This window comes from Jiangella muralis, assembly GCF_001270745.1.
GTDB classification, from domain to species: Bacteria; Actinomycetota; Actinomycetes; order Jiangellales; family Jiangellaceae; genus Jiangella; species Jiangella muralis.
In genome coordinates this window covers 175,358-196,765 of record NZ_KQ434757.1, presented here as the reverse complement: position 1 = coordinate 196,765, position 21,408 = coordinate 175,358, and the positions used below count along the sequence as shown (strand labels likewise).

Annotated in this window: 21 protein-coding genes; 14 read left to right on the top strand and 7 right to left on the bottom strand. The window is 73.1% G+C overall.

The window, feature by feature from the left end:
* The first annotated feature begins 90 nt into the window (after positions 1–90).
* On the top strand, positions 91–1,146 hold the full coding sequence (locus ACW62_RS14345) for a LacI family DNA-binding transcriptional regulator (protein ID WP_053204789.1): 1,056 nt from the start codon (positions 91–93) through the stop codon (positions 1,144–1,146).
* Here ACW62_RS14345 and add read toward each other — a convergent pair.
* Positions 1,143–2,123 (bottom strand): adenosine deaminase, encoded by a 981-nt coding sequence (gene add, locus ACW62_RS14340; RefSeq protein WP_205629343.1) that lies wholly within the window; start codon positions 2,121–2,123, stop codon positions 1,143–1,145. The genes ACW62_RS14345 and add overlap by 4 nt on opposite strands.
* An 86-nt stretch (positions 2,124–2,209) precedes the next feature.
* On the opposite strand from add, the gene ACW62_RS14335 reads away from it, so the two are divergent.
* The 3 genes from ACW62_RS14335 (at position 2,210) to ACW62_RS14325 (ending at position 6,135) form a co-directional block, all read left to right on the top strand.
* Positions 2,210–2,980 carry an ABC transporter ATP-binding protein gene (locus ACW62_RS14335; protein WP_053204788.1) on the top strand — a complete coding sequence of 257 codons (771 nt, stop codon included), beginning with the start codon at positions 2,210–2,212 and terminating at the stop codon, positions 2,978–2,980.
* Positions 2,981–2,983: 3 nt separating this feature from the next.
* Positions 2,984–5,119: an FtsX-like permease family protein gene (locus tag ACW62_RS14330; RefSeq protein WP_053204787.1), complete on the top strand. Its 2,136-nt coding sequence runs from the start codon at positions 2,984–2,986 to the stop codon at positions 5,117–5,119.
* A 122-nt stretch (positions 5,120–5,241) separates the two neighbouring features.
* Positions 5,242–6,135, top strand: coding sequence for a Rossmann-like and DUF2520 domain-containing protein (locus tag ACW62_RS14325; protein ID WP_053204786.1), 894 nt, complete (start codon positions 5,242–5,244; stop codon positions 6,133–6,135).
* Between the two features lies 1 nt (position 6,136).
* On the opposite strand, the gene ACW62_RS14320 is transcribed toward ACW62_RS14325, so the two are convergent.
* Complete coding sequence (locus ACW62_RS14320) at positions 6,137–6,655, bottom strand: winged helix-turn-helix transcriptional regulator (RefSeq protein ID WP_053204785.1); 519 nt, start codon at positions 6,653–6,655, stop codon at positions 6,137–6,139.
* Between the two features lie 90 nt (positions 6,656–6,745).
* Between ACW62_RS14320 and ACW62_RS14315 the strand changes: the two genes are divergently transcribed.
* Positions 6,746–8,122 carry an MFS transporter gene (locus ACW62_RS14315; protein WP_053204784.1) on the top strand — a complete coding sequence of 459 codons (1,377 nt, stop codon included), beginning with the start codon at positions 6,746–6,748 and terminating at the stop codon, positions 8,120–8,122.
* Here the strand turns inward: ACW62_RS14315 and ACW62_RS14310 are convergent.
* Genes ACW62_RS14310 through ACW62_RS14300 form a run of 3 tightly spaced genes read right to left on the bottom strand, consistent with a single transcriptional unit; the run spans position 8,091 to position 10,676 of the window.
* The gene (locus ACW62_RS14310; RefSeq protein WP_053204783.1) at positions 8,091–9,089 is read right to left on the bottom strand and encodes an ABC transporter ATP-binding protein; all 999 of its coding nucleotides are present in this window, start codon (positions 9,087–9,089) and stop codon (positions 8,091–8,093) included. The two genes, ACW62_RS14315 and ACW62_RS14310, sit on opposite strands and share 32 nt — an antisense overlap.
* Complete coding sequence (locus ACW62_RS14305) at positions 9,086–9,889, bottom strand: ABC transporter permease (RefSeq protein WP_053204782.1); 804 nt, start codon at positions 9,887–9,889, stop codon at positions 9,086–9,088. The genes ACW62_RS14310 and ACW62_RS14305 overlap by 4 nt, the downstream gene beginning before the upstream one ends.
* Positions 9,882–10,676, bottom strand: a complete 795-nt coding sequence (locus ACW62_RS14300) for an ABC transporter permease (protein ID WP_053204781.1) — start codon at positions 10,674–10,676, stop codon at positions 9,882–9,884. The genes ACW62_RS14305 and ACW62_RS14300 overlap by 8 nt, the downstream gene beginning before the upstream one ends.
* Before the next feature lie 112 nt (positions 10,677–10,788).
* Between ACW62_RS14300 and ACW62_RS14295 the strand changes: the two genes are divergently transcribed.
* From ACW62_RS14295 to ACW62_RS14270, 6 genes are read left to right on the top strand one after another with little or no spacing between them, the layout of a single operon-like run.
* Positions 10,789–11,433, top strand: a complete 645-nt coding sequence (locus ACW62_RS14295) for a hypothetical protein (protein WP_157574753.1) — start codon at positions 10,789–10,791, stop codon at positions 11,431–11,433.
* The gene (locus ACW62_RS14290) at positions 11,427–12,452 is read left to right on the top strand and encodes a hypothetical protein (RefSeq protein WP_053204779.1); all 1,026 of its coding nucleotides are present in this window, start codon (positions 11,427–11,429) and stop codon (positions 12,450–12,452) included. The genes ACW62_RS14295 and ACW62_RS14290 overlap by 7 nt, the downstream gene beginning before the upstream one ends.
* Positions 12,453–12,468: 16 nt before the next feature.
* Positions 12,469–13,305: a pantoate--beta-alanine ligase gene (gene panC / locus ACW62_RS14285; RefSeq protein WP_053204778.1), complete on the top strand. Its 837-nt coding sequence runs from the start codon at positions 12,469–12,471 to the stop codon at positions 13,303–13,305.
* 52 nt (positions 13,306–13,357) lie between these two features.
* On the top strand, positions 13,358–14,986 hold the full coding sequence (locus ACW62_RS14280; protein ID WP_053204777.1) for an L-aspartate oxidase: 1,629 nt from the start codon (positions 13,358–13,360) through the stop codon (positions 14,984–14,986).
* Between the two features lie 2 nt (positions 14,987–14,988).
* The gene (gene nadC / locus ACW62_RS14275; protein WP_053204776.1) at positions 14,989–15,873 is read left to right on the top strand and encodes a carboxylating nicotinate-nucleotide diphosphorylase; all 885 of its coding nucleotides are present in this window, start codon (positions 14,989–14,991) and stop codon (positions 15,871–15,873) included.
* Between the two features lie 2 nt (positions 15,874–15,875).
* The gene (locus ACW62_RS14270; protein ID WP_053204775.1) at positions 15,876–16,655 is read left to right on the top strand and encodes a type III pantothenate kinase; all 780 of its coding nucleotides are present in this window, start codon (positions 15,876–15,878) and stop codon (positions 16,653–16,655) included.
* A gap of 284 nt (positions 16,656–16,939) precedes the next feature.
* Here ACW62_RS14270 and ACW62_RS14265 read toward each other — a convergent pair whose 3' ends face one another.
* Entirely contained in the window at positions 16,940–17,845 is a 906-nt protein-coding gene (locus ACW62_RS14265; RefSeq protein ID WP_240477312.1) for an RNA polymerase sigma-70 factor, read from the bottom strand.
* Positions 17,846–17,916: 71 nt separating this feature from the next.
* Between ACW62_RS14265 and ACW62_RS14260 the strand changes: the two genes are divergently transcribed.
* Entirely contained in the window at positions 17,917–18,852 is a 936-nt protein-coding gene (locus tag ACW62_RS14260; RefSeq protein WP_053204774.1) for an NAD-dependent epimerase/dehydratase family protein, read from the top strand.
* Here ACW62_RS14260 and ACW62_RS14255 read toward each other — a convergent pair.
* Positions 18,840–19,193 (bottom strand): STAS domain-containing protein, encoded by a 354-nt coding sequence (locus ACW62_RS14255; protein WP_157574752.1) that lies wholly within the window; start codon positions 19,191–19,193, stop codon positions 18,840–18,842. The genes ACW62_RS14260 and ACW62_RS14255 overlap by 13 nt on opposite strands.
* 105 nt (positions 19,194–19,298) lie before the next feature.
* On the opposite strand from ACW62_RS14255, the gene lysS reads away from it, so the two are divergent.
* Together lysS and ACW62_RS14245 are read left to right on the top strand one after the other, a co-directional pair.
* Positions 19,299–20,795, top strand: a complete 1,497-nt coding sequence (lysS, locus tag ACW62_RS14250; RefSeq protein ID WP_053204772.1) for a lysine--tRNA ligase — start codon at positions 19,299–19,301, stop codon at positions 20,793–20,795.
* Complete coding sequence (locus ACW62_RS14245; protein ID WP_053204771.1) at positions 20,792–21,382, top strand: amino-acid N-acetyltransferase; 591 nt, start codon at positions 20,792–20,794, stop codon at positions 21,380–21,382. The genes lysS and ACW62_RS14245 overlap by 4 nt, the downstream gene beginning before the upstream one ends.
* Positions 21,383–21,408 lie beyond the last annotated feature (26 nt).

Here is a 21,408-nt window from a genome sequence, read left to right as displayed (position 1 = left end):
GGCGGTCGAATCGATTCGATCGAATCGATTCGATATTCTCCTATGGACAAGGATCTGATGCAAGCGTGAATTCCTCCGAGGGGAGCTGAGGTGGGCGAGCACCGGGCGACGCTGGCGGCGGTGGCCGCGCGGGCCGGCGTGTCCCCGTCCACCGCGTCGCTGGCGTTCAGCGGCTCCGGTCCCGTGGCCCAGTCCACCCGCGAGCGGGTGCTGACCGCGGCCCGCGAGCTGGGCTACGCCGGGCCCGACCCGCTGGCCCGGTCGCTGCGCCGCGGGCGGTCCGGCATCGTCGGCGCCGTGGTCGGCGAGCGGCTGCTGTACGCGTTCCGCGACCCGGTCGCCGTGGCGCTGCTCGACGGCATCGCCGAGGCGCTCAGCCCGTCCGGCACCGGCCTGCTGCTGCTCTCCGGCGACGCCCAGCACGGCAGCCCGACGCCGGAACAGGTGTCGCGGCTGCCGGTCGACGCCGTGGTGTTCGCCATGTGCGGCCGCGACGACGACCCGCTGCTGGATCTCTTCATCGGCCGCGGCGTGCCGGTGGTCGCCATCGACGGGCCGGACCGCCCCGAGGTGACGCTGCTGCGCATCGACGACTACGGCGGCGCGCTCGACCTCGCCAAGCACGTCGCCGGGCTGGGGCACCAGCGGGTCGCCGTCGCCGCGCTGCCGCTGCGACTCGACGGCCGCAGCGGCCCGGTCGACGACGCCCGCCGGGCCGCCGGCGGGTTCGCCGACTGCCGGGCCCGGCTCACCGCCACCGAGGACGTCTTCGGGCGGGTGCCGGTCGTCGAGGCGCCCAGCAATGTCGTCGAGGAGGGCGAGCGGGCCGGCCGGCTGCTGCTCTCGGCGCCGGAGCGGCCGACCGCGATCGTCGCACAGAGCGACCTGCTCGCCGTCGGGGTCATCCGGGCGGCCGAGGCGCTGGGGCTGCGGGTGCCCGACGACCTCACCGTCGTCGGCTACGACGGCATCGACACGCCCTGGCTGGGCGAGCGGGTGCTGACGACGGTGGTGCAGCCGATGGCGGAGAAGGGCCGCATCACCGGCCGCATGGTCACCGAGCTGCTGGCCGGGCGGCGTCCGGCCGACGCCAACCTGCCGGTCCACCTGCGGGTCGGCACGACGTCCGGGCCGCCGCCGGCCTAGCCGGCGAGCCAGGCGTCGACCCCGGCCAGCATCGCCTGACGCAGGCCGACGGGCGCCGCCGAGCACGTGATCGAGGCGCTGGCCAGCGCGGCCAGTTCGGCGTCGGCCAGGCCGAGCGCGTCACGGCACAGCGCGTACTGGCCGGCCAGCCCGACGGCGAACAGCAGCGGGTCGTCGCTGCCGACCGTCACCGGGACACCGGCCGCGAGCAGCGTCCGCACCGGCAACTCGTCCGGCGCGTGCACCCCGAACGGCGGGTACGACGACGGGCACAGCTCCAGCGCCACCCCGCGCTCGGCCAGCAACTCCAGGACGGCGGGGTCGGCGGCGGCGGAGGTGCCGTGCCCGACCCGGGACGCGCCCAGCAGCTCCACGCAGTCGCGGACGTGGGACGGCCCGGTGAAGAAGCCGCCGTGCGGCGTGCGCAGCAGCCCGGCGTCGGCGGCGACGCGGAACGCCGGGACGAAGTCCTCGACCCGGCCCAGCCGCTCGTCGTTGGACAGCCCGAACCCGACGACGCCGTCACCGGCGTAGCGGGCGGCCAGCCGGGCCAGCGTCGTCGCGTGCTCGCCGGAGCGGGCCCAGCTGGACGCGACGATGACGCCCATCGGCAGCGGCGCCGCCGCGGCCGCCGTCAGGACCGCCTCGACCGCCGCCTCCAGCCCGCCCAGCGCCGGCGCGTACGACGTCGGGTCGACCTGCAGCTCGGACCACCCGCAGCCGCCGGCGGCGTCGTCCTCGGCCGCCTCGTGGACCACCCGCGCGACGTCGCCGGGGGTGCGGATCGCGGCCCGGGCGGCGTCGTAACGGCCCTGGAAGATGGCCCACTCGTACGGGCCGCCGGTCAGCGCGGCCAGCGGCGGCACCGCGATGTCGTGCCGCGTGGCCAGCTCGTCCAGGGTGGCCGGGCGCATCGCCCCGGTGAGGTGCAGGTGCGACTGAACCTTGGGCAGCGTCTCGACGGGACGGGTCGGCACGAGAACCGACCCTACGACCTTCGTCGTACGCCGGGTCCACTCGCAGGTCCGACGATTCGCGCCGCCGTTCTCGCGACGCTGGGACCGTGAGCCTGCATACCTCGATTCCTTCCGGCGCCCCGGGCGCCGTCCTCGCGCCGGCGGTCCGCGCCGCCGGCCTGACCAAGCTGCACGGCAGCGGCGACACCGCCGTCCGTGCCCTCGACGCCGTCGACGTCGCGTTCGCGGCCGGGCGGTTCACCGCGATCATGGGCCCGTCCGGCTCGGGCAAGTCGACGCTCGTGCACTGCCTGGCCGGGCTGGACACCGCGACGTCGGGCCGGGTGCTGCTCGGCGACACCGACCTCACCGCGCTGAACGACACCGAGCTGACGCTGCTGCGGCGCGAGCGCCTGGGGTTCGTCTTCCAGGCGTTCAACCTGCTGCCCACGTTGGACGCGGAGGCCAACGTTCTGCTGCCACTGAAGCTGGCCGGCAAGCGGCCGGACCGGCGCTGGTTCGCCGAGATCATCGACGTGCTCGACATCGGCGACCGGCTGCGGCACCGGCCGAGCGAGCTGTCCGGTGGCCAGCAGCAGCGGGTCGCCGTCGCGCGGGCGCTGATCAACCGGCCCGAGGTGATCTTCGCCGACGAGCCCACCGGCAACCTGGACTCCCGCTCCGGTGGCGAGGTGCTGGCGATCCTGCGCACCAGTGTGCGCGAGCTCGGCCGGACCGTCGTCATGGTGACGCACGACCCGGTCGCGGCGTCGTCGGCCGACCGCGTCGTGATGCTCGCCGACGGTCACGTGGCCGGCGAGATCGCCGACCCCACGCCCGACACCGTCCTCGACGGCCTGCGCCGGCTGGGCGGTTGAGCGATGCGATCGATCGTGCTGGCAGGGCTGCGTGCCCACCTGCTGCGGCTGGTGCTGACCGGCCTGGTGGTCGTGCTGTCGGTGGGCTTCACCGCGGCGACGTTGATCCTCACCGACTCGCTGGACGCGGGCACCCGCCAAGAACTGGCCGCCGACGCCGACGGGGTGGACCTCGCGGTGCTGGCGCCGTCCGGCGAGACGCTGCCGCCGGACGACGTCGCCGCCGTCGCCGGTGCCGACGGGGTGGCCGCGGCAGCGCCCCGGAGCGGGGTGAGCGTGCACACCGTCGACGCCGACGGGCGGATCGACCCGTTCGCGACCGCCCGGATACTGGCCGCGCCGCTGGGCGCCGAGGTGCCAGACGGCGGCGTGCTGCTGGACCGGCGGTCGGCCGACCGGCTCGGGCTGGCCGGGGGCGACGAGATCACCGTCGCCGCCGAGGGCACGGCCGACCTGGTCACGCTGCCGATCGCCGGCCTGGCCGAGCTGTCCGCCGACGGCATCGACGACCTCGAGCTCACCGCGGGCTGGGACCTCGTCCGCGAGTTCGCCGACCCGCCCGGCGCCTCGCGGGTGGACCTGCGGCTGGACGACGGCGCCGACGCGGCCGCCGTCCGTGCCGCGTTGCCCGGCGGGCACGAGGTGGTCACCGGGGACGAGCTGGCGCAGCAGCTGATGGACTCGTCGTCGCAGCGCGAGGCGCTGCGGATCCCGCTGCTGATGTTGGGCGCGGTGTCGTTGATCGTGGCGGCGTTCGTGATCGCGAACACGTTCCGGATCCTGGTCGCCCAGCGCACCCGGGAGCTGGCGCTGCTACGCACCGTGGGCGCGACCCGGCGCCAGGTGCTGCGCGGCGTGCTGGCCGAGTCGGTCGCGATCGGGCTGGCGGGCAGTCTCGTCGGCGTCGGGGCCGGAGCGCTGACGGCGCTCGTGGCGGGCTCGGTGCTGGGTGAGTCGCTGGTGCTGACGGTCACCGGGGCGACGGTGGCGTGGTCGGTCGCGATCGGCGTGCTGATGACCGTCGGGTCGGCGCTGCTGCCGGCCCGGGCGGCGACCCGGGTGGCGCCGCTGGCCGCGCTGCAGGCGGTGCCGGACGGCGCCGACAGCCGCACCACGGGACGGGCCCGGATCGCGCTCGGCCTGCTGGGGCTGGCGGCCGGCGCGCTGATGCTGGTCGTGGGCGCGGCCGCTGGGACGTCCGGCGGCGGGGCCGGGCTGATCCTGGTCGTGTTCGGCGCGGCGGTCTGCTTCCTCGGCCTGTTGATCCTCGGCCCGAAGGTGGTGCCGCCGCTGGTCCGCGCGATCGGCGCGGTGGCCGCCCGGCTGTCCGGCGGGTCGCGGTCGACGGCCGAGCTGGCCACGGCGAACGCGGTGCGCAACCCCCGCCGGGTGGCGGCCACGACGGCGGCGCTGCTGATCGGCGTCACGACGGTGGCCGGCTTCCTCACCGTCGTGGAGTCGTCCCGGCAGAGTGTGGGCGCGGTCGTCGACGGCCGGATTCCGGCCGACTTCGCCGTCCGCACCGCCACCGACGAGCCGATCCCGGACGACGTCGTGCGAGCGATCGAGGAGCTGCCGGAGACCGGGTCGGTGGTCCAGGACGGCGCCGACCTGCTGGCCGTCGACGCGGCCGACGGTGTGGACGACGACGACGCGCGGGCGGCGATCGTCGCGGCGACCGTGGAGCACCCCGAGCTGTCCGTGCAGAGCTTCGCCCAGCGCCGGGCCGAGTTCGAGGAGAACCTGAACGAGGCCGTGAACCTGGTGCTGGCGATCCTGGCGCTGGCGCTGGTGATCGCGTTCATCGGCATCGCGAACACGCTGTCGCTGTCGGTGCACGAGCGGACCCGGGAGATCGGGTTGCTGCGGGCGCTCGGCCTGACCCGCCGGCAGACCCGGGTGATGCTCGGCGTCGAGGCGGCACTCATGGGCGCGGTGGCGGCGGTGGTCGGGTCGGTGGCCGGCGCGCTGTTCGCCTGGGCCGCCGTCGCCAGCGTCGAGGAGCTGGAGTTCGTCGTGCCGTGGGGGCAGCTGGCGATCAGCGCCGCCGTCGCGACCCTGCTCGGCGTGCTGGCCTCGGTCGCGCCCGGCCAGCGGGCGGCCCGGACGTCCCCCGTCATGGCCCTCGCCTCCGAGTAGCCCCAACCCGAAGTTGATCTTGGAGAAAGTCGCCGATTGCGGTGCGAAATGCCCGGTTCGCGACCCACGATCTCCAAGATCAACTTCGGGGTGCGGGGTGGGGGTGATCTAGCCTTGACCGCGTGACGGAGGAACGGCCGGCGCGGCTCGACGTCGGCGTCGTGGGCACCGGGCGGGTAGGCGCGGTGCTCGGTGCGGCGCTGGCCCGGGCCGGGCACCATGTGGTGGCGGGCTACGGAGTCTCGCTCACCAGCCGCACCCGGGCCGGTGCGCTGCTGCCGGACGTGCCGCTGGTCGACGTGCCGCAGGTGTTCGCGCGCGCCGGGCTGGTGCTGCTCGCCGTCCCCGACGACGCGCTGCCGGCGCTGGTCGAAGGGCTGGCCGCGACGAACACCGTCCGGCCCGGCCAGCTGGTCGTGCACACCAGCGGCCGGTACGGCGTCGGCGTGCTGGACCCGGCGACGAAGGCCGGCGCGCTGCCGCTGGCGCTGCACCCGGCGATGACCTTCACCGGCACGTCGGTCGACCTGCAGCGGCTGTCCGGCGCGACGTTCGGCGTCACGGCGCCGGAGCCGCTGTGGCCGGTGGCCGAGGCGCTGGTCGTCGAGATGGGCGCCGATCCGGTCCGTGTCGCCGAGGCGCACCGCGCGCTGTACCACGCGGCGCTCTCGCACGGGGCGAACCACCTGGTCACGCTGGTCAACGAGGCGATGGACCTGCTCCGCTCAGCCGGTGTGGCCGAGCCCGACAAGGTGCTGGCGCCGCTGCTCTCGGCGGCGCTCGACAACAGCCTGCGCCAGGGTGACGACGCGCTGACCGGCCCGGTCTCGCGCGGCGACGCCGGCACCGTCGCCAGTCACCTCGCCGAGATCACCGCGGCCCGGCCGGAATCGGTGAGCACCTACGTCGCGCTGGCCCGCCGCACGGCGGGGCGGGCACTGGCCGCCGGGCGGCTCAAGGCCGGCGACGCCGAGGCACTGCTGGACGTGCTGGCCGAGCCGCCGTCCGCGCTCTGAATCAGGGCGTACGCAGCGGCTCGAGCAGCCGGTGCGGCTCGCGCAGCGCCACGCTGACCGCGTCGGTGCGGGTCTGCGCGGCACCCGGGCCGGGCCGCACCTCGACATCCTCGGGCCGGACGGCGCCGCAGGCCGGGCAGCTGCCGTTCTGCAGCTGCGAGCCGCAAGGCAGGTGCGTGTAGACGCGTCGCGGCCCCTGCTCGCTGAGATGCCGCTCGCCCCACTGGCTGAGCAGGTGCAGTGCCGGCCACAGGTCGCGGCCCATGGCGGTGAGCACGTACTCGTCGCGCGGCGGGGCGTCCTGGTAGCGCTGCCTCGCCATGACGCCGGCGTCGACCAGCGCCTGCAGCCGGGCGGCGAGGACCGCGCGCGGGATGTCGAGGTGGTCGAGGAAGTCGCCGTAGCGGCGCACGCCGATGAAGGCGTCGCGCAGGATCAGCGGGGTCCACCGCTCGCCGACCAGCTCCAGCGCCCTGGCCAGCGAGCAGTCCTGGCCGTCGTAGTCGGTTCCGAGCGCCATAGGACTAGTCTACGACCCCCGAGTTCATTCATCGAACCAACGGGCGTAGGCTGCCGTAGGTTCATTCACCGAACTCAGGAGCGCGCCGCCATGACCCTGCCGTCCGCCACCATCCAGGCCACCCGCACCGGCCGGGCGCCGCGGGTGACCCTGCTCGTGGCCAGCGCCGCGACGCTGCTGGTGCTGATGAACTACACCGCCCCGCTGGCGACGCTGCGCGACATCGGGGCAAGCCTCGACCTCGGCCAAGGGGCGGTGACATGGACGCTCAACGGCGTGCCGCTCGGCCTGGCCGCGCTGAGCCTCGCCGCGGGCAGCGTCGCCGACGACTACGGCCGCAAGCGGGTGTTCGTGACCGGCCTGGGCGTGCTGGCCGCCGCGATGGTGGCCGGCGCGCTGGCCCCGACGGCAACGGTGTTCGTCGTCGCTCGCGTGGTCCAGGGTGCGGCCAGCGCGGCGGTACTGGCGAGCAGCCTCGGCCTGATCGCGCACGCCCACCCGGACGGCCACGCGCGGCTGCGCGCCACCACCTTCTGGGGCGCGACGGTCAGCGCCGGCATCGCGGTCGGGCCGATCGTCGCCGCAACCCCCGCACCCGGCGGCTGGCGGACGGCGTACGTCGTGTTCGCGGTGCTCGGCGTGGTCATCGCCGGCATCGGCGCGGTCGTGCTGGACGAGTCGCGCGCGCCGGTGCGGCGGCGGTTCGACGGTCTGGGCGTCGCCACGCTGGGGCTCGGCCTGGCGGCGCTGTTCACCGCATTGATCGAGGTGCGTGACGGTGTGACGGCGTCGGCCGTGGCGTTCGCGGTGGCCGCCGTCGCGCTGCTGGGCGGGTTCGTCGTGGCCGAGTGGCGTGGCCGCGAGCCGATGCTCGACCTGCGCCTGTTCGCCCGGCGCGACTTCGTGGCGGCGACCGTCGGCGCGCTGGCCACCGGCGTCGCCGTCATCGGGTTCTTCAGCTACCTGCCGACGCTGATGCAGCAGGGCCTCGGGCTGTCGGCGATGTCGACCGCACTGCTGTCGTCGCTGTGGGCGGGCATCGCGTTCGTCGTGGCGCTCGAGGTGCACCGGCTGGCCCGGCGCTGGCCCGGCTGGGCGATCGTTTCCGTCGGGCTGGCGCTGTCCGCCGTCGGCACGGTCGCGCTGCTCGGGTTCCTCGCCGCCGGGTCGTGGCAGCGGGTGCTGCCCGGCCTCATCGTCGCCGGCGTCGGCAGCGGGCTGGTCAACGGGATCCTGCCGCGGCTGGCGGTCGACTCGGTCCCGGCGCGCAGCGCGGCGATGGGCTCCGGCGCCAACAGCGCGGCCCGCTACGTCGGCGCCGCGGTCGGCGTCGCGGTGGCGGTCGCCGTGGTGGGCGCGGCCGGGCCGGACCTCGCCCGGGCCACCGACGTCATGCTGGGCGTCGGCGCGGGGCTCTCGGTGGTCGGCGCGCTGCTCATGGTGCTGCTGCGGGATCGTCGCCCCTGATCTGGGCCAGGTAGAGGCGGCGTACGACGTCCTCGATGTCGGGTTCCTCGATGGCGAGGTCGCGTACCTGGCCGCGGCGCCCGACCGCCTCCAGGATCGCGCCCGCCGTCGTCCGCTCCGGGGTGAACGCGAACCGGTGCCGCAGCCCGTCGGACTCGACGGCGACGCGGCGGGCGCCGTCGACGGTCCCGAGGTCCGGCACCGGCTCGACCAGGTCCACGACCATGACGCGTTCCGCGCCGACCTGCGTCGTCAGCCCGGGCAGCGTCCCGTCGTAGACCAGCCGGCCGTGGTCGACCACCAGCACGCGGTCGGTGAGCCGCTGCACGTCGTCCATGTCGTGCGTCGTGAGCAGCAGCGTCGTGCCGTGCAGCGCACGTTGCTCGGCGAGGAAGACGCGCAGCCGCTCCTTGCTCAGCACGTCCAGCCCGATGGTGGGCTCGTCCAGGATGAGCAGCCGCGGCGAGTGCAGCAGCGCAGCCGCGATCTCGCCGCGGATCCGCTGGCCGAGCGAGAGCTGCCGCACCGGTGTCGCCAGGAACTCGCCGAGGTCGAGCCGGTCCACCAGTTCGTCCCGGCGGACCGGCCAGGACGCCTCCGGCAGCCGGTGGATCGCGGCCAGCGCCCGGAACGACTCGGCCAGCGGCAGGTCCCACCAGAGCTGGCTGCGCTGCCCGAATACGACGCCGATCTGCCGGGCCAGCTCGCGTCGCTGGCGGACGGGGTCCAGCCCGCAGGTGCGCACCGTCCCCGCCGTCGGCACCAGGATCCCGGTGAGCATCTTGATGGTGGTCGACTTCCCGGCGCCGTTCGCGCCGATGTACCCGACGGCCGCACCCTCCGCGAGGTCGAAGCTCAGCCCGTCGACGGCGGCGACGACGGTGCGCGTGCGGCGCAGCCGGCCGGCCGGGGTGCGGACGACGAACTCGCGGCGCAGGTCGCGCACCTGGATGATCGGCTCGGTCATGATCCCGTCCCGGTGTAGTGGCGAAGGCCGGCCCGCCAGCCCAGCAGCGCGACGGCCCACACGGCGACGGCGGCGAGCGGGGCGCACCAGCCCAGCCAGTGCGGTGTGCCCGGCGGCCCGGGCAGGTCGAGCAGCACCAGCACCGGCAGGTAGGCGGTGAACGCGGCCGGCACGACGAAGGTGAACAGCAGCCGCATCGGCAGGCTGAAGATGCTGGCCGGGTAGCCGGACGCGTAGGCGCCGCCGTAGGTGAAGGCACTGGTGAACTCCGACCCCTCGACCAGCCAGAACTGCACCGCCGCCGCGCAGACGAACAGCCCGGCGAAGACGGCGGTCGCGGTCAGCGGCGTCAGCGCGATCAGTGCGACCTTGGCCGCCGTCCACTCGATGTCGTTGAGCGGCAACGCGACCGCGAGGATGACGACGGAGACGGCGACCCGGCCGAGCCGGCGCAGTGACACGTCGCTGGTGATCAGCTGGGCCAGCACCGGCAGCGGGCGCAGCAGGAACGCGTCCAGCGTCCCCTCGCGCAGGTACACCGGCAGGTTGTCGGCGTGCCCGACCAGCAGGTCGGCCATGCTGAAGCCGACGTTGGCCAGCGCGAAGACCAGCGCCGCGGCCGCGAAGTCCAGGTCGCCCAGCACGTCGACGTTGGCGAACACGACGTAGACCTCGGCGAACTCCATCAGCCCGATGGCGACGCTGCCGAGGAGGTCGGACACGAACGAGCGCCGGTACGTCGTCTGCGACCGCATCCGCGACCCGACCAGCACCCGATAGGGGCGAAGCCGCTCACCCACCCTGCACCACCAGCTTCCGGGCGCCACGGGCGAACACCAGCCGGCCGAGCAGCAGGACGCCGGCCAACCAGGCCGCCTGGACGGCCAGCACGCCGAGCGCCGCCGTCCCCTCCGCCCGCGCCGTGATGACGTCGACCGGCGCCTGCAGCATCGACGGGTAGGGCGTCAGCGCGGCCACCGTGGCCAGCCAGTCCGGGAACCAGTGCACCGGGATGACCAGCCCGGACAAGATGCCCATGGCCACGACGTTCAGGGTGAGCACGCCGCGCAGCTCGATCAGCCAGAACGCCGCCAGGTTCGCCAGCCACCAGACCGAGAACGACACCGAGACGCCCAGCACGACGCTGACCAGCCCGAGCGCGTACGGCAGCGGCGTTGCCGGCAGCGCCAGCCCGGTGATCAGCGCGCCGGCCAGCAGCGGCGGCGCGCCCCGCGGGATGAACTGGTGGATGGCGCGGCCGAGGAACCCGGCGAGGTAGGCGAACTGCGGGTCCATCGGGCGGGCCAGGTCGATGGCGACGTCGCCGTCGCGGATCCGCAGCGCCAGCTCGTTCCAGTTGAACACGTTGACCGGCGCGATCAGCGCCTGCACGATCCACGCGTAGGTGGCGCCCGTCTGCGCGTCGTAGCCGGCCAGCTCCCCGCCCGCCGCACCGATCGCGCCGACCGTGATGGATGCCTTGATCAGGCCGAACACGGTGTTCGTGAACGCCCCCGCCGCCGTCGCCAGCCGGTACGTCGACCAGCGGCGGAAACCGAGGACGACCAGCGTCGCGAACAGGCGCACAGTCGAAGGACATTACTCAGCCCGCTTTCCGTTGTCACGGGGATTTGTGTTACCTTGCGACCGGGCACAGCACGGCCATCGGTATCCGGGTTCGCGAGGAGCGAGAGAGCGCGTGTCTGCACGTCCGCGGCGTCCATTGCGCGCGACCCTCCTTGCCGTCTGCGCCGGTGTCCTGGCGCTGGCCGGCTGCGGCGACTCCGGCGGTGAGGAGCCCACCGGGCTCGGCGAGTCGACCACCACGGCGCCCACCGCCGAGCCGTCGGCCGACCCCACGGGGACGCCGACGGACGAACCGGCCGGCCCGACCGAGCACGCCTTCCCCGACGCGGGCGTCACCATCGTCACGCCACCGGCGGCCGGCCCGCCCGAGGAGGCCGCGCTGGCGGCGTACGTCGAGTTCGCCCGCGAATGGCGCTGGTCGCTGCGTGAGGTGCGGCTGAGCGAGCAGCTTCCCGGGCTCGCGGTCGCGCCGGTCGTGCAGACGGTCGAGGACTCCCTGGCGTACCAGGAGGAGAACGGCATCCGGTACGGCGGCGAGATGGTCATCAGCCCGGTGGTCGAGGAGGCCACCGACAACCTGGTCGTCCTCGGCGGCTGCATCGACGGCTCGGCGGTCCTGCTCGTCGACGACGGCGAGGAGCGCCCGCCCGACGGCGTCGACGAACACCCGGTCATCCCGATGCGCGTCGTTCTCGGCAACGACGGCAGCGGCTGGAAGGTCAACGAGAACACACTCGACGAGGACGCATCATGCTGAACCGATATCGGACCATCCGGCGCGTTGCCCTGGGCGCCGCGCCCGCCCTGCTCGTCGCCGCCGGCCTCACGGCGGCCGCGGTCCCGCCGGCGGCGGCCGACCCGGCGCCGCGCTGCGGCGTCGGCAGCTGCGACGACGAGGACGGCGGCTCCGACGCCGACTCCGGCGACGGCGCCGTCACCATCCTCGTGTGGGGCTCCGGCACCACCTCCGGCGACGAGGGCTACGAGATCCCCGGCGAATCGGTCACCGTGCTGCCGCCGTGCCGGTACTTCAACACCACCTGGAGCGGCAAGAAGTTCTACGAGATGGTCCAGAGCGGCGAATGGAACGGCGGCCGCGACGTCGACGGCAACATCGTCCCGCCGTATCCGGGCTACGAGCAGTATAAGGACGACACCGAGGGCCGCTGGTGGTCCGGCATGTGCTCGAGCGCCGACTACGACGGCCCGATCGACGACTTCGTCGACTACTCCAACGACTGGTTCGACAACGAGTTCGAGCCGCTCTACGTCGAGCCCGGCGAGCCGGTCCCGGTGCCGCCGATCCCGCCGGAGATCCTGGTCCAGGTCGCCTACGACGAGATGACGCTGCCCGACCCGCAGATCGGCTGGAACCCGCGGCGCGAGGGCGACGGCGCCACCGTCGTCAACCTGCCCACCTGGATGTGGCTGGAGGACGGCCCCGTCACGCTCGAGGTGCACGCCGAGGCCGGCGAGAACGAGGCCACGGTCGAGGCCACGATGAGCTCGATGAACTTCTCCGCCGCCAACGCCGCGCCGGTCTCCTGCGACGGCCACGGTGTCGCCTGGACGTCGGGCGCGTCGTCGGACTGCGCGCTGACGTTCACCCGGTCCAGCGCCCACCTGCCAGGCGGCGTCTCGTCGGTGCTGGCGGAGAGCCAGTGGACCATCGAGTGGTTCGCCAACGGCGCGCCGCAGGGCCCGCTCGACCCGCAGACCACGTCGGCGACGTTCGACCTGCCGGTCGCGGAGGTGCAGACGGTCGTCACGCGCTGACCGGTAGCGTGGCGGGGTGACCGATCCGATCGTCGCCCGTACCCGAGACGACCTCGCCGAGGCGCTGTCGCGCGGCGAGCAGGAGTCCGCCGTCGTCCTGACGATGGGCGCGCTGCATGCGGGCCACCGTGCCCTCATGCGTGCCGCCCGGGAACTGGTCGGCGCCGGCGGTGCTGTGATGGTGACGGTCTTCGTGAACCCGCTGCAGTTCGGGCCGGGTGAAGACTTCGAGCGCTACCCGCGTCCGTTCGGCGCCGACCTCGCCGTCTGCGCCGAGGAAGGCGTCGACGTCGTGTTCGCGCCGGCCACGGAGGAGCTGTATCCGCTCGGCGACCCGCAGGTGACGGTCGAGCCTGGGCCGCTGGGCGCCGAGTTGGAGGGCGCGGTGCGGCCGGGCCACTTCGCCGGTGTGCTGACGGTGGTCGCGAAGCTGCTCAACCTCACCGTGCCCAGCTACGCGCTGTTCGGAGAGAAGGACTACCAGCAGCTGGTCCTGGTCGGACGCATGGTGGCCGACCTCGACCTGCCGTACGAGATCGTCGGCGTGCCCACGGTCCGCGAGGGCGACGGGCTGGCGCTGTCCAGCCGCAACCGCTACCTCTCCGCCGACGAGCGGGCCGCCGCGCCGGCGCTCGGACGGGCGTTGGAGGCGGGCGCGGCCGCCGCGGCGGGCGGGCCGGACGCCGTCCTCGCCGCCGCCCGGGCCGAGCTGACCGGCGTCGAGCTGGACTACCTGGAGCTGCGCGGCGCCGACCTCGAACCGGACCCGATGAGCGGGCCGGCCCGCCTGCTCGTCGCCGCTCGCGCCGGCACCACCCGGCTCATCGACAACATCGCCGTCGACCTGCCCTGACGGCCGGGGCGTAGGCTCTTGGCGCGTGACCGGAGTTCGCATACCCCGCCGCATGCGCACAGAAGACCCCGGCTGGACGGCGTCCGCCGACGTCGTCGTGGTCGGCAGCGGCATCGCCGGGCTCACCACGGCGCTGGAGGCCCGCAAGGCCGGCCGCGTCCTGCTGGTGACCAAGACGCAACTGTCCGACAGCGCCACCGCGTGGGCGCAGGGCGGCATCGCGGCGGCGCTCGATCCCGAGGACAGCCCCGAGCAGCACCTGCGTGACACCCTCGTGGCGGGCGTCGGCCTGTGCGACGAGGACGCCGTCCGGACGCTGGTGACCGAGGGCCCGCGGCGAGTCCGCGAGCTGGTCGAGCTGGGTGCGCAGTTCGAGCGCACCCCCAACGGCGACATCGCGCTGACCCGCGAGGGCGGCCACCACCGCGACCGCATCGCGCACTCCGGCGGCGACCAGACCGGCAAGGAGATCTCCCGCGCGCTACTGGAGGCGCTGGCCGCGGTCCGCGAGGACCCGCAGATCGAGGTGGTCGAGCACGCGCTGGTCACCGACATCCTGACCGACGCCGCCGGCCGGGCCTGCGGGGTCGTCCTGCACGTCATCGGCGCCGGGCGGCAGAGCGGCGTCGGCGCGGCGCTCGGCCGGGCGGTCGTGCTGGCCACCGGCGGGCTCGGCCAGGTCTACGCGTCCACCACCAACCCGCCGGTCTCCACCGGCGACGGCGTGGCGGCGGCGCTGCGGGCCGGCGCGCAGATCGCCGACCTCGAGTTCGTCCAGTTCCACCCGACGGTGCTGTGGCTCGGCCGCTCCGCGAAGGGGCAGCAGCCGCTGATCTCCGAGGCGGTCCGCGGCGAGGGCGCCGTCCTGCGCGACGTGGAGGGCCGCCGGTTCATGAATGGCCGGCACGAGCTGGCCGAGCTGGCGCCGCGCGACGTCGTCGCCAAGGGCGTCATGACCGCGATGGGCGAGACCGGCGCGGAGCACGTCTGGCTCGACGCCCGGCACCTCGGCGGGACGTTCCTGGAGGAGCGGTTCCCGACCATCGTCGCGCGCTGCCGCTCCTACGGCATCGACCCCGCCACCGACCTCGTCCCGGTCGCGCCGGCCCAGCACTACGCCAGCGGCGGCGTGCGCACCGACCGCCGTGGCCGCACCAGCGTGCCCGGCCTGTACGCGTGCGGCGAGGTGTCCTGCACCGGTGTCCACGGCGCCAACCGGCTCGCGTCGAACTCGCTGCTGGAGGGGCTGGTCTGGGGACACCGCATCGCCGAGGATCTCGCGTCGTCGCTCGGCGACGCCCATCCCGGCGACCCGGTCGAGCGCACCGGCCCGGTCGGCCTGCTCGCCGCCGACGCCCGCCCGTTCGTCCAGTCCGCCATGACCGCCGGCGCCGGCGTGCTCCGCTCGGAATCGACACTGACGACGCTCGCCGCCCGGCTGGCGAGCCTCACCGGCGACCCTGCCAGTGAGCGAATGACCCCGGATTCGTGGGAGACGACCAATCTGCACACCGTGGCCGTTACGCTCGGTCGGCATGCCGCCATGCGGGAGGAGACGCGTGGCGGTCATTGGCGTGAGGACTTCCCGGACCGGGACGACCCCCGCTGGCGCGGCCACCTGGTCAGCGTCGTGGACCCGGACGGTGTGCTCACGACGACATATGAGCCCATGAAGGAGTAGCGATGAGTTTGCCCGAGCCCGTGACACTCGCGCTGAGCGAGGCGGGTCTCGACCCCCGATACGTCGAGGATCTCGTCCGGGCCACGTTGGAGGAGGACCTCGGCGGCGGCGCGGACGTCACCACAGTGGCGACGGTGCCCGCCGACCAGCTCGCGGTCGCGGTGCTCGGCGCCCGCGAGGCCGGCGTGCTGGCCGGCCTCCCAGTGGCCGAGGCGGTCTTCGCCGCCACCGACTCCGGTGTCGAGATCGAGCGGCACGCCGCCGACGGCGCGGAGCTGCGGGCCGGCGCGAAGGTGCTGACGGTGCACGGCCGGGCCCGCCCGCTGCTGCTGGCCGAGCGGACCGCACTGAACCTCGCCAGCCGGCTGTCCGGCATCGCCACCGCCACCCGGTCCTGGGTCGAGGCGCTGGCCGGCACCCCCGCCGCCGTCCGCGACACCCGCAAGACCACGCCGCTGCTGCGCCCGCTGGAGAAGTACGCGGTGCGGGTCGGCGGCGGCGTCAACCACCGGTCGACACTGTCCGAGTCGGCGCTGATCAAGGACAACCACATCGCCGCGGCCGGTGGCATCACGGCGGCCTTCCAGGCGGTCCGGCGGGCCTACCCCGACCTCACCGTCGAGGTCGAGGTCGACGACGTCGACGGCGCCCGCGAGGCGGTCGAGGCCGGCGCCGACCTCGTCCTGCTCGACAACTTCAGCGTCGACGACGTGCTCGAGGCCGTGAAGGTGGTCGACGGACGGGCCCGGCTCGAGGTCAGCGGCGGTCTGACGCTGGCGCAGGCCGGCGCGTACGCCGCCACCGGCGTCGACTACCTGTCCACCGGCGCGCTGACGCACTCGGTCCGGGCGCTGGACCTCGGCCTGGACCTCGTCGAGGCCTCCTGACCATGCTGCTGGCCATCGACGTCGGTAACACCGAGACCGTCATCGGGCTGCTGGACGGTCTCGAAGTGCGGCACCACTGGCGGGTGGCGACCGTGCCGTCGCGCACCACCGACGAGTTCATGGCGCTGCTACGCGGGCTGTTCGCGGGGACCGACGAGCCGATCGACGGCGTCGCCATCTGCTCGACCGTCCCCGTGGTGCAGCGCCAGGTGCGGTGGCTGACGGAGCGCTACTTCGCCGACGTGCCGGCGCTGCTGGTCGAGCCCGGCGTCAAGACCGGCGTGCCGATCCTCATGGACAACCCGCGTGAGGTCGGCACCGACCGCATCGTCAACGCGCTCGCCGCCATGCACAAGTACGGCACCGGGCGCCCGTGCATCATCGTCGACTTCGGCACCGCCACGACGTTCGACGTCGTCTCGGCGCGCGGTGAATACATCGGCGGCGCGATCGCCCCCGGCATCGACGTGTCGCTGGAGGCGCTGCGCAACGCCGCGGCCCAACTGCGGCGGGTCGAGCTGGTCCGGCCCCGGTCGGTCATCGCCAAGAACACGGTCGAGGCGCTGCAGTCCGGCGCACTGTACGGCTTCAGCGCCCAGGTCGACGGCGTCGTGACCCGCATGGCGACGGAGCTGGGGGTGGGACTCGACGGTGTCACGGTGATCGCGACGGGTGGGCTGGCGCCGTTGGTGCTGGACGAGGCGGCGACGATCACGTACCACGAGCCGTGGCTGACGCTGATGGGGTTGCGGCTGGTCTTCGACCGCAACCATCCCGCCTAGAGCGTGGCTCCTCGGGACGGTGGCCTACTGCGCGGTGTCCGGGCGGCGCGTCGCTGTGTGTGTCGGCGCCAGCTGCCGACGATCAGGTGACGTATCGCTCAGGTTCGTCGCGGCTTCGTCACCTGATCGTTTTGTGTCCGCATCGTGGAGATGATCAGGTGACACAACGCGCGAATGCCGGGCGGCTTTCGTCACCTGATCGTTCTCGTCGGTCGTCCTTCCTCGCACCTTGCGAGGGCATCCACCTGGACGGCGCTCGCTACGGCCGAGACCCGGGAGACACCCTAGGAACCGCGCTCGCTCAGCAGCGCGTTGAGGTCGCCGACGGCGCCCAGGTGCTGCAGCTTGTCGGGGTTGATCTGGTTGTGCAGGCCCACGACGCGGCCGTCGGTGATGGTCAGCGACAGCACGCCCACCACGGCGCCGTCGGGCCCGGACACCCGGAAGCCGGGCTGGCCGTTCACCGTCACCGGCGCCAGCGTCGTCCCGATCTGGACACCGGTGCGGCCCAGGCCGGCCAGGAACCGGGCCACCTGCAGCGCGCCGACCAGCGGCTTGCGCAGCGCCGCGGTCTTGCCGCCGCCGTCGCCCTGGAACTCGACGTCCTCGGCGAGCAGCCGCTCCAGCGCGGCGACGTCGCCGTCGTTCAGGGCGGCGAAGAAGGTGCGGGCCAGCTCGTCGCGGTGTTCCCGCGACTCATCGAACCGGGGCCGCCGCTCCTCGACGTGCTTGCGGGCGCGGGTCATCAGCTGCCGGCAGTTGGCCTCGCTGCGCTCCACGATCGCGGCGATCTCGGCGTAGCCGTAGCCGAACACCTCGCGCAGCAGGAACACCGCCCGCTCGACCGGTGACAGCGTCTCCAGCACGACGAGGAACGCCGTCGACAGCGACTCGGTCTGCTCGACCCGCCGCGCCGGGTCGTCGTCGCTGACCAGCAGCGGCTCCGGCAGCCACGGCCCGACGTACTGCTCGCGCCGGTGCCGGGCCGAGCGCAGCGCGTCGATGGCCAGCCGGGTGGTGACGGTGGTGGCGTACGCCTCGGGGTTGTCGGCGTGGGTGCCGGCGCGGTGCATGCGCAGGAACGCCTCCTGCACGACGTCCTCGGCTTCGCTGACGCTGCCCAGCATGCGGTAAGCCACTGAGAACATCAGCGGCCGGAGGTCGTCGTGGGCGACCGCGAGATCGGTCACGGGTCGAATCCTGTCACAGGACGGCGGGTGTCGTCGTCGGAGGGGGCAGGACACGAGAAGAGGAGAAGGACATGCGAGTCTTCCTCGCCGGCGCGACCGGTGCCGTCGGACGGTCGTTGGTCCCGTTGCTGGTGCAGGCCGGCCACGAGGTGACCGGCAGCACCCGGTCCGAGTCGAAGGTGGCCGAGTTGCGGGCCGCCGGCGCCGAGGGGGTGGTGATGGACGGGCTGGACGCAGACGGCGTCATGGCCGCGGTCCGCGCGGCCCGGCCCGACGTCGTCGTGCACCAGCAGAGCGCGCTGATCGACCAGACGGGCAACCTGAAGCGGTTCGACCGCGACTTCGCCGTCACCAACCGGCTGCGCACCGAGGGCACCGACCACCTGCTGGCCGCGGCGCAGGCGGCCGGCGTCACCCGGTTCGTGGCCCAGAGCTACACCGGCTGGACCAACGCCCGCAGCGGCGGCCCGGTGAAGACCGAGGACGACCCGTTCGAGCCGAACCCGGAGTCCGCCTGCCGCGAGACCCTGCGCGGTATCCAGTACGTGGAGCAGGCCACCACCGGCACACCCGGCATCGACGGGCTGGCGCTGCGCTTCGGCAACTTCTACGGCCGCGGCACCGGCCTGACCGGCGAGAAGTTCGCCGACCTGGTGCGCAAGCGACAGCTGCCGATCGTCGGTGGCGGCACCGCCGTCTGGTCGGTCCTGCACATCGACGACGCGGCCCGGGCCACCCTCGCGGCGATCGCGGGCGGTGCGCCCGGCGTCTACAACATCGTCGACGACGACCCCGCGCCGTGCGCGGAGGTCATCACGACGCTGGCCGCGGCGTTCGGTGCCAAGCCGCCACGGCGGCTGCCGGTCTGGCTGGCCCGGCCGATGATCGGCGACTTCGGCGTGGCGTTCACGACCACGCTGCGCGGCTCGTCGAACGCCAAGGCCGAGCGCGAGCTGGGCTGGAAGCCGGAGCACCCGAGCTGGCGGCAGGGATTCTACGAGCGGTAGTCGCGCCGGCCGGCCGGCACGTCAGGGCTGTGCTCGGCGAACGTCCAGCCGTTCGCTTCGATGGCCCGGTGTGCCGGCCCGCTGACGGCGGCGAACGACACCTCGTACCCCGACGCCCTGCCGCGGGTGGACAGCTCGCGCAGGAACTCGATGGCGGCGTCGCTCATGCCGGTGACCAGGTGCATGTCGACGACCACGTGATCGAGCGCGTTCAGCTGCTCCAACTGGACGACCCTGTCGATGGCCGGGCCGAACGCGTCGTCGGGATCGGTGCCGACCTCGCCGGCCAGGAACACGACGACCTCGCGGCCTCCGCGGTCGACGACCTCCACTGTGCTCATCGACCTCACCTCCACACCCAGGGTGACAGTTCGTGGTAACGGCGGCAACCATTCCGCGCCTGCCCATGAACGCCGGGGAACGCGTACCGCCTAGGCTTGTCCTTCATGAGTGGACAGCCGCCGACCGACGATCAGGATTTGCCCGAGCAACTGCGCATCCGGCGCGAGAAGCGCGCGGAGTTGCTCGCATCGGGGCAGCCGCCGTATCGTCTCGGATTCCCGCGCAGCCACACGTTCGAGGCACTGCGGGCGGCATATCCCGACTTGCCCCCCGGCGCCGAAACCGGCGACCGCGCGTCCGTCGCGGGCCGGGTGATCTTCCTGCGCAACACCGGCAAACTCTGTTTTGCCCGGCTGCGTGAAGGCGACGGTGCCGAACTGCAGGTCATGCTCTCGCTCGATCGCGTCGGTGAGGAGAGCCTGGCCTCCTGGAAGCACCTGGTCGACATCGGCGATCACGTGGGCGTCGAGGGCGAGGTCATCGTCAGTAAGCGCGGTGAGCTGTCGGTGTCGGCCGAGCGCTGGACCATGCTTTCCAAGGCGCTGCGACCGCTGCCGGTGGCGCACAAGGATTTGAATGAGGAAACCCGGGTCCGGCAGCGTTACGTCGACCTCATCGTCAATCCGGACGCCCGTGACATGGTGCGAACTCGCGCCGTCGTCACCCGGTCGGTTCGCGAAACGCTGCATCGGCTCGGCTACATCGAGGTCGAGACGCCGGTTCTGCAGCTCGTCCACGGCGGCGCGACGGCGCGTCCATTCCGGACGCACCTCAATGCGTTCGACATTCCGATGACTTTGCGTATCGCCATCGAGCTGTACCTCAAGCGCGCCATCGTCGGCGGCGTCGACAAGGTGTACGAGATCGGCCGCGTTTTTCGAAACGAGGGTATCGATTCCACGCACAGCCCCGAGTTCACCATGCTCGAGTCCTATGAGGCGTACGGCGACTACGACACGCAGGCCGCGCTCACCCGCGAGATCGTCGTCGACGCCGCTCGCGCCGTCGGCCGGACGGTGGTGCCCGACGGCCGCGGCGGCGAGATCGACCTCGAGGCGCCCTGGCAACACGTCACGCTGCACGAGGCCGTCTCGCGGGCCGTCGGCGAGCAGGTCACCATCGACACTCCGGTCGAGCGGCTGCGCGAGCTGGCCGAGAAGCACGAGGTCGGGCTGGACCCGTCGTGGGGCCACGGCGAGGTCGTGCTCGAGCTGTTCGAGAAGCTGGCCGAGCACACGTTCATGACGCCCACGTTCGTCCGTGACTACCCGGAGGAGGTCCGGCCGCTGGCCCGGCCGCACCGCGACGACCCGCGGCTGGCCGAGGCGTGGGACCTCATCATCCGCGGGGTCGAGATGGGCGTCGCGTACTCCGAACTGGTCGACCCCGTGGTGCAGCGCGAGCGGCTGACCGCGCAGTCGCTCAAGGCGGCGGCCGGCGATCCCGAGGCCATGCAGCTCGACGAGGACTTCCTGCGCTCGCTCGAATACGGCATGCCGCCCACCGGCGGCATGGGCCTGGGAATCGACCGCCTGATGATCCTGCTCACCGACTCCGGCATTCGCGAGACGATCCTGTTCCCGCTGGTGAAGCCGGAATGACGGCGCCGGCCGATAACGAGCCGGAACAGCGCTATCGGGTACGGCGGGCCCGCACCGCCGATGTACGGCACATCCGTGGACTGCTCGACGGTTACGCGTCCCAGCGGATCCTGCTATCGAAAGAGACCGTGACCCTATTCGAGGACATCCAGGAGTTCTGGGTGGCCGAAACGGTTTCGGAGAGCAGCGCGGTGGGCACTGTCATCGGCTGTGGCGCGTTGCACGTCATGTGGGAGGATCTGGCGGAGGTTCGCACCCTCGCCGTGGCGCCGGAATGGCGTCGCCACGGTGTCGGGCACGTACTGCTCTCCCGCTTGCTTCGGGTGGCCGAAGAACTCGGGGTCGTACGAGTGTTCTGTCTCACGTTCGAGGTCGACTTCTTCGAGCGGCACGGTTTCGAGCGAGTGCAAGGCACCCCGGTAGACACCGACGTCTACGCACAGTTGTTGCGCTCGGCGGACGAAGGTGTTGCGGAGTTCCTCGACCTCGACCGGGTCAAGCCGAATACTCTGGGTAACGTGCGGATGCTTCGTCGAATGGGTACCACGCCACAAATCGGCCAGGCCGACTCGCGGCAGCCGAATTGAAATTCGGTGTACTGAGGCGTAACAAT

Coding starts and splice junctions, on each gene's coding strand:
- ACW62_RS14330 (WP_053204787.1), top strand. CDS start 2,984: ATGCGATCGATCGTGCTGGCAGGGCTGCGTGCCCACCTGCTGCGGCTG.
- ACW62_RS14320 (WP_053204785.1), bottom strand. CDS start 6,655: ATGGCGCTCGGAACCGACTACGACGGCCAGGACTGCTCGCTGGCCAGG.
- ACW62_RS14315 (WP_053204784.1), top strand. CDS start 6,746: ATGACCCTGCCGTCCGCCACCATCCAGGCCACCCGCACCGGCCGGGCG.
- ACW62_RS14310 (WP_053204783.1), bottom strand. CDS start 9,089: ATGACCGAGCCGATCATCCAGGTGCGCGACCTGCGCCGCGAGTTCGTC.
- ACW62_RS14290 (WP_053204779.1), top strand. CDS start 11,427: ATGCTGAACCGATATCGGACCATCCGGCGCGTTGCCCTGGGCGCCGCG.
- ACW62_RS14280 (WP_053204777.1), top strand. CDS start 13,358: ATGCGCACAGAAGACCCCGGCTGGACGGCGTCCGCCGACGTCGTCGTG.
- nadC (WP_053204776.1), top strand. CDS start 14,989: ATGAGTTTGCCCGAGCCCGTGACACTCGCGCTGAGCGAGGCGGGTCTC.
- ACW62_RS14270 (WP_053204775.1), top strand. CDS start 15,876: ATGCTGCTGGCCATCGACGTCGGTAACACCGAGACCGTCATCGGGCTG.
- ACW62_RS14260 (WP_053204774.1), top strand. CDS start 17,917: ATGCGAGTCTTCCTCGCCGGCGCGACCGGTGCCGTCGGACGGTCGTTG.
- ACW62_RS14255 (WP_157574752.1), bottom strand. CDS start 19,193: ATGAGCACAGTGGAGGTCGTCGACCGCGGAGGCCGCGAGGTCGTCGTG.
- lysS (WP_053204772.1), top strand. CDS start 19,299: ATGAGTGGACAGCCGCCGACCGACGATCAGGATTTGCCCGAGCAACTG.
- ACW62_RS14245 (WP_053204771.1), top strand. CDS start 20,792: ATGACGGCGCCGGCCGATAACGAGCCGGAACAGCGCTATCGGGTACGG.